Origin of the sequence: Rhodobacter maris (assembly GCF_900217815.1) — a bacterium.
Taxonomy (GTDB): domain Bacteria; phylum Pseudomonadota; class Alphaproteobacteria; order Rhodobacterales; family Rhodobacteraceae; genus Rhodobacter; species Rhodobacter maris.
Window position 1 is genome coordinate 1 of the sequence record NZ_OBMT01000019.1, and the last position, 11,836, is coordinate 11,836.

16 protein-coding genes are annotated in these 11,836 nt (G+C 63.8%); 11 read left to right on the forward strand and 5 right to left on the reverse strand.

Annotated features, from left to right (window positions below; all coding sequences use genetic code 11):
- Window positions 1–300: 300 nt before the first annotated feature.
- The 3 genes from CRO22_RS17045 to CRO22_RS17055 all read right to left on the reverse strand — a co-directional run bounded on the left by CRO22_RS17045 (window position 301) and on the right by CRO22_RS17055 (window position 1,947).
- Window positions 301–582 carry an SH3 domain-containing protein gene (locus tag CRO22_RS17045; RefSeq protein WP_394341504.1) on the reverse strand — a complete coding sequence of 94 codons (282 nt, stop codon included), beginning with the start codon at window positions 580–582 and terminating at the stop codon, window positions 301–303.
- Between the two features lie 58 nt (window positions 583–640).
- Window positions 641–988, reverse strand: a complete 348-nt coding sequence (locus tag CRO22_RS17050) for a thiol-disulfide oxidoreductase DCC family protein (RefSeq protein ID WP_097071363.1) — start codon at window positions 986–988, stop codon at window positions 641–643.
- A 95-nt stretch (window positions 989–1,083) separates the two neighbouring features.
- Entirely contained in the window at window positions 1,084–1,947 is an 864-nt protein-coding gene (locus CRO22_RS17055; protein ID WP_245861018.1) for a LysR substrate-binding domain-containing protein, read from the reverse strand.
- 90 nt (window positions 1,948–2,037) lie between these two features.
- Between CRO22_RS17055 and CRO22_RS17060 the strand changes: the two genes are divergently transcribed.
- The gene (locus CRO22_RS17060) at window positions 2,038–2,277 is read left to right on the forward strand and encodes a DUF1127 domain-containing protein (protein WP_097071365.1); all 240 of its coding nucleotides are present in this window, start codon (window positions 2,038–2,040) and stop codon (window positions 2,275–2,277) included.
- 84 nt (window positions 2,278–2,361) lie between these two features.
- Here CRO22_RS17060 and CRO22_RS17065 read toward each other — a convergent pair whose 3' ends face one another.
- Both CRO22_RS17065 and CRO22_RS18965 read right to left on the reverse strand, forming a co-directional pair.
- On the reverse strand, window positions 2,362–3,081 hold the full coding sequence (locus CRO22_RS17065) for a hypothetical protein (protein ID WP_097071366.1): 720 nt from the start codon (window positions 3,079–3,081) through the stop codon (window positions 2,362–2,364).
- Entirely contained in the window at window positions 3,078–3,254 is a 177-nt protein-coding gene (locus tag CRO22_RS18965; protein WP_176518683.1) for a hypothetical protein, read from the reverse strand. The genes CRO22_RS17065 and CRO22_RS18965 overlap by 4 nt, the downstream gene beginning before the upstream one ends.
- Before the next feature lie 380 nt (window positions 3,255–3,634).
- Here CRO22_RS18965 and CRO22_RS17070 point away from each other — a divergent pair, with 380 nt between their 5' ends.
- The 10 genes from CRO22_RS17070 to CRO22_RS17115 all read left to right on the forward strand — a co-directional run bounded on the left by CRO22_RS17070 (window position 3,635) and on the right by CRO22_RS17115 (window position 11,836).
- On the forward strand, window positions 3,635–3,967 hold the full coding sequence (locus CRO22_RS17070; protein WP_097071367.1) for a hypothetical protein: 333 nt from the start codon (window positions 3,635–3,637) through the stop codon (window positions 3,965–3,967).
- A gap of 160 nt (window positions 3,968–4,127) precedes the next feature.
- Window positions 4,128–4,577 (forward strand): lytic transglycosylase domain-containing protein, encoded by a 450-nt coding sequence (locus CRO22_RS17075; RefSeq protein ID WP_097071396.1) that lies wholly within the window; start codon window positions 4,128–4,130, stop codon window positions 4,575–4,577.
- 14 nt (window positions 4,578–4,591) lie between these two features.
- A complete protein-coding gene (locus CRO22_RS17080) occupies window positions 4,592–4,891 on the forward strand; it encodes a TrbC/VirB2 family protein (RefSeq protein WP_097071368.1) in 300 nt (99 codons plus the stop codon).
- A gap of 11 nt (window positions 4,892–4,902) precedes the next feature.
- Complete coding sequence (locus CRO22_RS17085) at window positions 4,903–5,169, forward strand: VirB3 family type IV secretion system protein (protein ID WP_071167408.1); 267 nt, start codon at window positions 4,903–4,905, stop codon at window positions 5,167–5,169.
- Window positions 5,159–7,507: a VirB4 family type IV secretion/conjugal transfer ATPase gene (locus CRO22_RS17090; protein WP_097071369.1), complete on the forward strand. Its 2,349-nt coding sequence runs from the start codon at window positions 5,159–5,161 to the stop codon at window positions 7,505–7,507. The genes CRO22_RS17085 and CRO22_RS17090 overlap by 11 nt, the downstream gene beginning before the upstream one ends.
- 170 nt (window positions 7,508–7,677) lie before the next feature.
- Window positions 7,678–8,820 carry a lytic transglycosylase domain-containing protein gene (locus tag CRO22_RS17095; RefSeq protein ID WP_176518684.1) on the forward strand — a complete coding sequence of 381 codons (1,143 nt, stop codon included), beginning with the start codon at window positions 7,678–7,680 and terminating at the stop codon, window positions 8,818–8,820.
- Entirely contained in the window at window positions 8,817–9,617 is an 801-nt protein-coding gene (locus tag CRO22_RS17100; RefSeq protein WP_097071371.1) for a type IV secretion system protein, read from the forward strand. The genes CRO22_RS17095 and CRO22_RS17100 overlap by 4 nt, the downstream gene beginning before the upstream one ends.
- Entirely contained in the window at window positions 9,614–10,111 is a 498-nt protein-coding gene (locus CRO22_RS17105) for a hypothetical protein (protein WP_141399469.1), read from the forward strand. Before CRO22_RS17100 ends, CRO22_RS17105 begins: the two co-directional genes overlap by 4 nt.
- Window positions 10,111–11,109, forward strand: a complete 999-nt coding sequence (locus CRO22_RS17110) for a type IV secretion system protein (RefSeq protein WP_097071373.1) — start codon at window positions 10,111–10,113, stop codon at window positions 11,107–11,109. The genes CRO22_RS17105 and CRO22_RS17110 overlap by 1 nt, the downstream gene beginning before the upstream one ends.
- 46 nt (window positions 11,110–11,155) lie before the next feature.
- The gene (locus tag CRO22_RS17115; RefSeq protein ID WP_097071374.1) at window positions 11,156–11,836 is read left to right on the forward strand and encodes a virB8 family protein; all 681 of its coding nucleotides are present in this window, start codon (window positions 11,156–11,158) and stop codon (window positions 11,834–11,836) included.

Below are 11,836 nucleotides of genomic sequence, written 5' to 3' on the forward strand. Positions count from 1 at the left end.
CTCGTCCGTGCCCCGCATCATGATCCCCTCTCGCCGTGAGAAGGGGTGAATCATGTTCTGCATCCAAGGTCGAGGCCGACTATTTCAGCGACCTGTTAGACTGAATGTCCGCCTTCGCATCGGAGCGAGGTTGAATTCGCATGGCAAAGACTGACCGCTTTCCGCCCATCTGCGACGGGGCGCGGATTCTCGCGGCGCCCGCACGAAGGGTCGGAATGACCTGCCACGCCTCTCGCGGTGAACCGCATCAGGGGCGGCTTCGGATGACTGCGCCATGCGGTTCAGGGCCGGGTGCCCCTGTCAGCGATGCGCCAGATACTCGGCCGAGACATAGCCCGAGACGTTGGGCCGGTCGGTGAGGAAGACCCGGCACCAGACCTTGTCCGTCCGCGTCACACAAGCGCCGCGGGTGAGGCGGGTGCCATCGGGCAGGCCGATGAGAATCTTGTGATCGAGGCCTGGGCCGTCGCGGAGCTTCAGAAGATCATCGGGCCCGGCGCCCTTGACCACGGCGCCGTTCCCAGGCGCACAGCCGGCGGCGATCAGCAGTGCGAGCAGGGCGGCAAAAGGAAGGCGCATCATCTGTCCTGACCTGTTTTCCTCTGCATAGGACATCCCTGCGCGCAACGAAAGCCGGGCGTCACCGGAACAGCTTCTGCAGTCGGGGGCGCAGGCGCAGGAAGCGGCGATAGGCGGCCTCGAAAGCCGGGGCGAGGGGCGGCCACCCGGCCAGGAGGCCAAGCGGGCGCAGGATCGGAATGGCCCGCCACATCGCGCCAAAGGCTGCCGCCCCCGAGAGCAGCTGGCCGGTCTCTTCCGCATGAAATCGGGCGAGCAGTTCGGCGCGGTCGATCGGGCAGGCGGCATCAGAGGCGCGAAGATCGACGAAGCGGATCGCACCGCGCCGATCGAGCCGCCTCATCAGCGCGATCTCGCGTTGGCAGAGCGGACAGCTGCTGTCGAACCAGACCGTCAGAGAAGGTGCCATTCCGAATCTCGTTTCGTCAGAGGGGATCGACTGAGAGATGGGTCGGGTCTTGCGGCGGTCAAGCCTTGCTCGGGCAGGACGATCTGGGCGTCGCCTCAGCCCGCCGCCTCCTTGCCGATCCAATAGCAGAAGGCGCGGGCCTTTTTCGGCGCATCCTCGCGTCGCAGGGCCACATAGGAGAGCCCAGAGGGCAGGAAGTCAAATGGCGCGATCAGCCGGCTTGCGGCGAGGTCGTCGGCCACATGCGGTTCCGGGGCGAGGGCGACGCCAAGCCCGGCGCTGGCAGCCTCGAGCATGAAGTAGAAATGCTCGTAGGGCGCACCGCCCTCAAGCGCCGTGCAGCCGCTGCGGGCGCACCAATCGGCCCAGGCATTTGGCCTTGTGCGGGCCCAAAGGCGCGGCGCGCGGGCGAGATCGGCGGGGGAGCGCAGGGCCAGCCTCTCGGCCAAGGCGGGTGAGAGCACCGGGCCGAACCGCTCGGTGAAAAGCGGGGTGACATGGGTGCCCGCGGGCAACTCGTGGTCGGTCACCCGGATCGCGACATCGTAGCGGCCCCGGCTGAAGTCGCAGGGCGCATCGGATTGCGAGAGCCGCACCTCGAGGCCGGAATGGGTGGCCGTGAACCGGCCCAGGCGCGGGATCAGCCAGCGCAGCGTGAAGGTGCCAAGGCAGGAAACGTCGAGGACGCCCCCCGCATCGTCGCGCAGCGCCGCCACGCCCGCCTCGATCTCGCGAAAGCCGCGGCCGAGACGCTCGGCCAGGGCGGCCCCCGCCTCGGTCGGCACCAGACCGCTGCGGGTCCGCGCGATGAGCTGCGCGCCGAAGTTTTCCTCGAGAAGCCGCACCTGTCGGCTGATGGCACCATGGGTCACGCCCAGCTCTTCGGCGGCGCGGGTCATGCGGCCGTGGCGGATCGCGGCTTCGAAGGCGCGCAGGGCGGTGAGCGGCGGCAGGGACAAGGGTGGGGCCGAAACGCTGTGAGATTTTCTCACAGAAATCCGGCCAAGACGTCGTTTGTCAAGAGGCGTGCGCGGAGGCAGGGTGCGCCCATGTCACATCTCTCCGCGCCCCCGCCCGTCTGCGAAACGCCCCCGTCGCGCCATGAGGCGCGGCTTGGGCCGCTCGGCACCTTGCGCCTGTTGCAGCGCCTCGCGCTCTGGCATCGCCGCGCAAGCAGCCGCGCGCGCCTGGCCCTGCTTGGGGCAGAGGCGCTCTGCGACATCGGGCTGAGCGAGGCCGACCGCCGCGCCGAATGCGGGCTGTGGTTCTGGCAGGGCAGGGATCGGTGAGAGGCGCCACCGGGGGCGATCGCATCGGGACGTTTGACGAGACCGTTCAGGCGAAGAAACGTTGCGGGCGTGACGAAGGCGCTCCTAGTAATCGACCTGCTCGAACCCATAACTGCCTTCATGATCTCGCCACTCGATAAACACGGATCGCTTGTATATTCCCGGGCAGTGGCTGCCGTCCGGCGTGCTGTCGTCAGCCCAGCCTTCCAGGCCTTCGAAGGCCGGAGGGAGCGCCGCGACGGAGGAGCCGTGCCAGCTGAAATCCCCCTGGGTGCCGTATGTTCCGACGCGGACGCGCTGGCTTTGATTGCAGGTATCGTTGTCGCCACCGATCCAGTGCTGTCGGGCGACTTCCACGCTGAACACCCGGATGGAGCGCACGAAGTCGAATTCGGGGCCGCTGACATCGGCATCTGCGGTTTCGTTTCCATCGGTGTATTCGCCGGTCGCAACTTGCACCAGTCGATCGACAAATCGTGCCTCTGTTGGCGGCAGGGCAGGGGAGCGAGGTGTTTGTGCCGGGTTCGCCGCGATCTGGTAAAGGCGCACGGCCGGACGTTCCGCGGCAGGCAGATCGAAGGCCGCATGCATCGGACAGCGCCAGATTTGCAGCGGCGGCTCGACGGGCCAAGGTGTGATGCGGCGGATCATTTCCGCTCGGGCCTGCGCGCAGGGCACGCTCGGCGGGAAGCCGCCGGCAAGGCAGAGAAGGATCGCACAGTCGATCTGATAGGCGCTGGCGGGGGAGGGGAGGAAGAACGCGAGGGCGAAACCGAGCGAAAGGGACGAGCGAAGAGGGTTCATTGAATTTGCTCCGGTGCGGGGGTGGTGTCGAGAAAGGCTGCGTAGCTTTTGGCTGCCAGCCGAGCCTCGTCGAGGCTGCGGCTTCGCTCGGCGTCGAGGCAGGCGCTGTAGGGGCCAACCTGCGCGAAATAGCTCTCGAATTCGGCGGAGATTTCGGCGCGGTAGTCAGTCAATACGGCCGCAGGAAGCGCTGTCGATGGCAGATCCGGGGGCAGGCAGGGCAGGGGGTCTGCTGCGGCCGAGAGGGGACAAAGGACGAAGAGCGCTGCGGCGTGCGTTGCTCGGATCGGGTGCGCGAGGCGCCTGACAGAGCGGTCGCGCACATTGAGACCCGCGATGCGCCACTGCGACATTACGCCAGCGAATGGACCGCAACAGACGGGAAAGAAACGCTTTTCGGGCTCACTTGTTGCGTCGGGGTTCTCATAACAAGGCATTTTCACTCGTATTTGTCATTTTTAAGATTGAAAACCGTTTACACATGGTTAATCATGGAGTCACGAAGAAACTCTTGTTACAACGATCCCCGCTGATCAATCCAAGGGGAGCCAAGATGAAGCGGCGCACATTGCCTGTTCTGCTGGAACGGGATTTTCGCAAGATGGCCGCCACCGATGGAGCGACGGTTGAGATCGAGTGTGTCAGTGCGCCAGACCCCGCGGAGCGGTTTTCGGGGGAATGGCTGTTTTATGTGGTCTCGCGGGAGGGTGATCGGTTCATGCTGGTCACCGCGACGGCGCGAGAGCGGATCATCAACTCGCCGATCGGTCTTTTCGGAATGGCGAGCGGCAAGCTCAACCTCGATCATCTCGACGTGCCTTTTGTCGCTGGTGATGTCCGTGGCGGGATGCGCAGCCGTCCGGGCGGAAGTGATCCGCTGGAATGAGACGGGGCAGGGGGGTGAGCCTGACCTCGCCCCTCAGGCCTTCGCAGCGCTTCCTGCTGAAACGTCGGTCTTGCGCTACGACGCCGAGGGGTACCTGATCCGGCCGAGCGCAGCCAAGGCGGATCGGGGGGACGAGAACCCGGGCCCCCAAACCCCGGTGATGAGCACGAAAAGCGTGGCGGCGCCGCAGTCGGTGTTGCCCGCGATCCGGCAGGTGGCGGCGCGCTATCAAGACCACCCGGCGCTTCGGCGTCTTCAGCTTTCGCCCCGGCAGTGGTCGGCCTTCTTTCAGGCAATGATCAAGGTCGAGAGCAATTATTCCCAACGCGCCGTGAGCGGGGCAGGGGCCCAGGGCCTCGCGCAGCTCATGCCCGATACCGCGCGATATTTGCGCGTCGACCCTTCGGATCCGATGCAAAACCTCGATGGCGGCGCGCGCTACCTGCTGGAACAGATCGGATCGTTCGAGAGCCTGACGCTTGCGCTTGCGGCCTATAACGCCGGTCCGGAAGCCGTGCGCAAATATGGCGGTGTGCCGCCTTACACCGAGACCCGCAGTCACATCGTCAAGGTGATGGCGGCTTACGACCGCATTCTTGCGGAGCTTTGATTCAGGAAAATCCCATGCACATGACCCCGGCGATCCGGCTGGCCCTCGTGGCCGGCCTTGTCACTCTCTCGCAAGTTGAGCCAGCGCTCGCAAATATCGTCTTCACCAAGGCCGAGAACGTCGCCACCGGTGTGCTTGCCTCGTTCCGCGGCACGTTGGCGACGGCCTTCTTTGGCATCGCCTTCGTGGTGACGGGCTTTCTTGCCGCGTTCAACCGGATCAGCTGGGCCTGGGTTTCGCTGGTGGTCGTCGGCGCATTCTTCGTTTTCGCCGGACCGGCGATCGTCGCGAACCTGCGTTCGTCGTTCAGCTGAGGATCGGAACCATGGAAAAGAGTGCGGTCATCCTTGGGCTTTCACGGCAGGCGAAGTTTCTCGGGCTGCCGATGCCCTATGCCATGGCGGTGGGCGGGATGGCCGTGCTCCCGTTCATCCTTTTCAAGGTGATGACGTGGTTCCTGACGGTGCCGCTCTGGTATGGACTTGCGCGGGCTGCGACGCGGATCAATCCGAATGGTCATCACGTGCTTTCGGTGATGATGCAGGTGACGCCGATGGCGCTTCTGCGGCGGGAGCGACGCCATGTTTCCTGAGCTTGCCGAAACGAAACGGGCGGCGAGGGCGCAGGGGCTGCATACGCGCGACCCGAAGGTCTATGCGCATTTGCCCTATCTGATCGAGATCGACGACGAGACCGTGCGCACCCGCGAGAACGCGCTGATGGTGTCGTTCGAGATCGTCGGGATCGATGGCGTCACTTCGGGGCATTCGACCATTCTCGCGCTGCGGGCGGGGCTCGCGCATCTCTTCGACACGCTTGATGAGCGGTTCTGCTTCTACCTGCACCGCCTCATGCGTCCGACGGCAACGAGCGTCACACCGATCCGCGGACTCAGCTTCGCCGCGGATGTCGAGCGCGTCTGGACCGATGAACTGGTGCGGCGCAACCTACAAGAGAGCGTGCTCGTTTTGAGCGTGGTGCGCCGCCAAACCTCGGTGCTGCCGGTCCCGCTTTTTCGGCGCGCGGCCTCGAAGGTCTGGGGCGATGACACGGCGCGCAGGCTTGAGGAACTGCGCGAGGTCGCGGCGATCCTTGAGAGCGGGCTCGGGGTGCGCACGAAACGGCTCAAGATCAGCGATGGCAGCTTGCTCGGGTTTTACGCCTCGCTTCTGACAGGCGAGATGAAACCCCTGCGGCGAGCACCTTTCTGCCTTCTCGCCGAAGATGCGGCCGCGGCCTCGCTGCACTTCGGGAAAGGGCAGTTTACCGTGGAGGAGGGAGGCATGCGGCCACGTGTCGGCGCCCTTCTCTTCGTCAAATCCTACCCGACCTCGACCTGGCCCGGGATGCTCGACGCGCTCGGCGCCAGCCGCGATGTGATCATCACCCACAGCTATTCACCGATCGAACGGACGGGCATCGCCGAGCGGGTCAAGCGCCGCGTGGCGCAGATGCGCGCAGCCGAGGACATTGCGGCCACGATCGAGGCGCAGCTTTTCGAGGCGGCCGACAAGGCCGAAAGCGGAATGCTCGGCTTTGGTCTGCACCAGATGACCATCACCATTTTTGCCGATGACGCGGCCGCCCTCGAAACCGAAGTGGCGCGGATCCGCGGCATCGCGCACCAGAACGGCATGCGGCTCCTTCGAGAGGTGACCGCGCTCGAGGCCGGTGTGTTCGCCATGCATCCGGGCAACATGGACTACCGCGCCCGCGACATGACGGTTTCCTCGATCAACTTCGCCGATCTCGCTGCGCTGCATGCGGCGGATACCGGAACTGGCGCGGAGGCACTGCCTTGGCGCACCCCGATCACGGTGTTTCCGACTCTGCAGGGCAGCCTGCACCGGTTCAGTTTCCACGAACCGGGCGACCCGCAGGCGGAGCCCACCAATGGCCACACGCTCGTTCTGGGCAAATCCGGGGGCGGCAAGACAACGACGGTCGCGTTTCTGGCGGCGCAGGCGCAGCGCGCCGGGGGCCGCACGATCATCTTCGACAAGGAGGCCGGTCTGAAAATGGCCGTCCATGCCCTGGGCGGGCGTTATGCGGAGATCCGGGCGGGGCGCCCGACGGGCCTCAACCCTCTGGCGACCGAGGCAGGCGAGCGCGGCGAGGCCTGGTTGCTCGATTGGCTGGTGAGCCTGCTTGAATCCCGCAGCGGCGCCATGACCCCGCTGCAGTCGGAGGCGATCAAATCGGCCATCACCCAAAACGGCAAAGCGCGTGCGGGGCTTCGCAACTTCCGTGCTTTTCAGGAATTGTTCGGCGATGTGGGCGACGGGCTCGACCTCGCGCAGCGGCTTGCCGAATGGGGGCCGGGCGGACGTTACGGCTGGGTCTTCGGCGAAGCGAATGAGCCGGTCGTGGATTTCGAAAGCCATGACGTGACGGCGGTCGATCTGACCGAGATCCTCGATCTTGGCACCGAACGCAGCGCGATCCTCGGCTATCTTTTCCGGCGCATCGAGATGCTGATCGAGGAAAAGCGCCCGACGCTGATCCTGATCGACGAGGCCTGGAAGGTGCTCGACGACGACTATTTCTCGCGCAAGCTCGCCGAATGGTTGGTCACGGCGCGGAAGAAGAATGTTGTCGTGGTGATGATGACGCAGTTTCCGAGCCAGATCCGCGGATCGAAGGCGCGCTCGATCCTCGAGGCCTTGCCGAACCAGCTTCTGTTCCCGAACGGCGAGGCCGAGGCGTGCGACTATGACGGGTTCCGGCTCACCGATGGCGAGCTGGATTTCGTGCTGACGCCAATCCCGGGCCAGCGGCTGGTGCTCTCGCGCAACCCGCGCGGATCGACGGTGCTCGATGTCGATCTGAAGGCGCTGGGGCCGCTTTTGACGGCTCTGGGCGGCGGTCAGGCCGGGATCAACGCTTTCGGCGCGGATTACGCCACGCGCCCGCAGTTCTGGAAAGAGTGAGGATCGGATGCGATCAGGATTTTACATAAGATTGCTTACAGGCCTCGCGGTACTGATGCTTGCGTCCTGCGCGGATGTTCCCGTTGCCCGCACGAATTGTTGGGCAAATGCGAGCCCCAGCACAAGCGTTTCGTCGAAAGGATCGAGCCCGGTTCTGGGCCGCGCAAACCATGCCCCGTCCTGTCGCTGATCTGCATCCCTCCCTTTCGGGCTTTGCCCTTGCTGCGATCGTGCTGGCTGGCACGGCGGCCGCGAATGGCGTGCCGACAGTCGACGGCAAAGCCGCAATCCAGCACGGCCTCGAGGTTTCGCAGATGGCGGCCTTGAGCGAGGCGCGTCAGCTGGAGACAGCGAAGAAAAGCAAGATCGACGACTTGCACAAGGAACAGCTCGCGGCGCTCGATCAGACGCTTGCCCTGCTCTCGGGCTCCCCGATGCCTGTTGCAGGTCTCGAGTCACTCCCCGGGGCCGAGGCGACCGCAGTCTATTCGGTCGATGACAACAACCCCTATGCGGCCCGGCTCTTTGGCGATGCGAAATCGAGCATCGAGGAGATGATCGTCGAGACGGCGCGCAAATATGCGGGCCATCCCGGTCTTTCGAAGGCGGGTCTGAACCCGACCGAGTTCCGGATCTGGTTTCAGTCGTTGGTCAAGCAGGAGTCCGGGTTTTCGATTGGTGCACGCAGCCCGGTTGGGGCGTTTGGCCTCACGCAGGTCATGCCCGACACGGCGAAAGGGCTCGGCATTTATCCGGGTTATTATGATGACCCGCGGCTGCAACTCGATGGCGGGGCGCGGTACTTTCTGGCCCAGCTCAACCGCTTTGGCTCGGTGCCGATGGCGCTTGCGGCCTATAATGCGGGTCCCGGCAATGTCCTCAAATACGGGGGAGTGCCGCCCTTCAAGGAAACGCAGAATTACGTCTTGCGCATCACCAGCTTTTTCAACGGCTATGCGGCGAAGATCGGCGGGATCGATCAGGTCGGGACGCTCGATCCGCGCGACATGGCAATCGCGGAAGCCAGCAACGTCGCCGATGCCGGGATGCATTACGGCATGGAAGCGACGAGCGAAATCAGCGCCGCACTCACGCGGCTGCGCGCGATCGTCGAGCAGATTCCGAAAACGAAGAGCGCCGAAGAGGCGATGGGTCTCAACACCTATGCCCGGGCCGAGGCGATGCGCATTGCCGTCATGGTGGCCCGGGTGAAAGCCGCGCGGGTTCGCGTGGATCAGGCGCGCTATGCGCTCTTCCTGCAGGCCTATGCCGAAGACGCCACATTCATCAAGGTCAAGGGAGGGATCGAATGAAAGCCCGGTATCTGCGTTTCCTGATCACTGCATGCGCGGTGTCCGCTCTGTCCTCCGCCCCGCTCGCCGTTTCGGCGCAAGGCGTGCCGACGATCGACCTTTCCGCGATCGCCAAGGTCGGCGAGGTGCTGACCGAGGCAAAATTGCAGGTCAAGGAATTGATCGCCTCGAACCTGAAGCTTGACGATCAGATCCTCAAGCAGGCTCAACAGATCCTGCTTCTCAAGGATCAGATCGAGGCGCTGCGTCACGGGCTGACCCTTCAGGCGCTTGGCATCCCGGACCCGAAAACCTTCTTCGACGATATCCTGCCAGATGTGAACGATCTGACCGGCGGGCTGCAATCGGCCAGGAGCGGCAGCTATTCCCTGATCACCACCTCGGGCAAGGTGGGCGACAAGCCTGCGGCGGAATATGTCTCGGAGTTTTTCACCTCGGTCGGGCTCGACGTGAAGACCGTCGACACCCTCTCGAGCAGCGAGAACCCGAGCGCCGCGCGGATTGGCTCGCAGGCGAACACGGCCGCGTTCCTTTCTGCTGCGGCCGAATCCTCCTCGGTGAAAGCGTCCGAAAGTCTGGGACGGGTGAATGAGCTGGTGCAGCAGATCCCCGACACCAAAGGCCTCAAGGAGGCGGTCGATCTCAATACCCGGGTGACGGCCGAGCTTTCGATCGCGCTCGCCAATATCTGGAACATGGAGTCGGCCCAACTGATGGGAATGGGCGAGGCCGGGGTGATGGATGCCGCCACCGCCGCCGAAGAGCAGAAATTTATCAAGGTCCTGGGGGAGAAATGAGCATGTGGTGCGCGGGCGTGAAGGGTGATGTGGCGAAGGCTGCGACGGCAGCGGCGCTGATGTGGACGATCATCGGTGTGGCCGCAGCGGAAACGCCGGTCGGACCCGGGATGGAGGGGGAAGAGGCTTTCCTTGATGTCCTGCCCAAGGTCGCCGTGCCCGCAGATGTGCAGCCGATCTCGGGTGCGGTGAACGAGCCTTGGCGGAGTTGTCAGTCGCTCTGGCCTCAAGAATACCGGCAAACGCAACAAGGTCCGGAGGCTCGCGCCTACCGCGATATCTACGGGTTCGTACAGGCAAAAGAGGTTATCGAAGTTCGAAATTGCAGCTGCGCGACAAAAGCTGCGGACTGGGCACAGGTTGAAAGGATCGCAAGCGGCCTCCGACAGTCGACCGGGACCGAAATTCTGAAGTGGGTGCAAACTCAAGAGATCTCGGAAGAGGCAGACAAGTTGATCGCCGTGGCCGAAGCCATGTGTGCCGGGCCGTTCTGATGGACAGCGTCTCAAGCATCCTGTCGACGCTTGATGGTGCAATCAGCGCCGCCGGAAAGCAGTATTTCGAGCTGACCGCGGTGGCCGTTGCTCCTGTCTTCACGACCCTCTTGACGCTGCTTCTGGTTCTCATCGGTATCAACATGGCGCTGAACGTTTATCGGATCGCGATGCGCGATGCGCTTCAGCTCGCCTTTCGGATCATTATGGTGTTGATGTTCGGGCTTTCGTGGCTGAACTTCAGCCAGATCTATGATGCGGCCAGCAATGGGCTTGGCGATCTGGCGCTCGCCTTCTTCAAGGAAGGCGGGACCGGTGTCGGGGCATCGGCCTCTGCCGCGATGGACGACATGGCCAATATGATGGCGGGCAATGTTGACAGCGTGTCTTCCGCGATGTCCTCGATCATGCGCGGGTTTGTCGCCGCCTTCCTCTACCTCGTTCTTGGCCTGCTCATGGCGGTCTATGTGTTCATCGTTGGCTTTGCGAAGCTGATGATCGCTTTCCTGCTGGGCATCGCGCCCCTTTCCATCGCGGCGACGATATTCGAGAAGACCAAGGGCATGTTCGAGGCCTGGCTTTCGGCCATGATCGGCTATCTGATGTATCCTGTTGCCTCCGCCGGGATCATCGTGGCCGTTGTCACAGTGGCGCATGACGTGTTCACGAAAGCAAAGGATGTCACCGACCTCGGTTCGATCCTTGGCTTCTTCGTGATCGTCTTCGTGGGCATCTTCGCCTTGCTCGCCATCCCGATGGCGGTTTCGCACATCACCGGGCAGATCAATCTCGCATCGATCGCACCGCAGGCGCTGCGCGTTGCCGGGAAACCGCTCGAGAAAACCTCCGACTATGCCGCGCGCCGGATGGGGCAGTTTCGCTCGGGCTTCCTGACCGGAAAGACCGAGCACCACCATTTGCGTGATCAGGCCCGTACGGACGCCGAACGCGGCCACGCGGCTCGGCTCCGGCTGAGCCAGTTCATCCGCAGCGGCTGACGCCACCCCACCCCGCCCGCGATCCCCGAAATCACTGGAGCAGACGATGACAGGTTCAGCCCCTGAATTGAGAAGTTTTCTCGAAGGCGAGATGTTCTTCGGAGTGCGCAAGCGCGAGCGCATCGCCTATGGCATCGCGGGCGGCGGCTTGGCCATCGGCCTCATGGGCATGATCGCGGTCACGGTGCTTTTGCCGCTTAAGGAGACCGAAGCCTATCTCGCCATCGTCGACAAGGACACCGGCGTGGCGGAGCGCGTCGTCTCGGTCGAGAAGGCCGGGATGGAACAGGCCGAGGCGATCCGGCAGAGCCTGCTTTACGCCTATGTGACGGACCGCGAGACCTACGACCAGCACGACAATGAAACCCGGATCCTGCGCGCCTACACCTGGAGCGAGGGCGACGCGAAAACATCGCTCAAGAGCCTCTGGACCGAGGGGCATCCGAACTATCCGCCCAAAGTCTACGGAGAAAACTCGCGGGTCGTCGTGCGGATCCTCTCTATCACGCCTGTCACCGAGACGACCTCGCAGGTTCGGTTCACCAAAACCTGGGTGAGCGATGGCGAAGGCGTGCCCGACCGCGAGGGCAAGTTCACCGCCACCGTCACCTTCCGCTTCGAGCCGAGCAAGGAAAGCGCACTCGATCTCGTCTGGCAAAACCCGACCGGGTTTCTCGTGACCGATTACCGCCTGACCGCGGAATCCCTGCAGCCTCAGGAGGGCTGA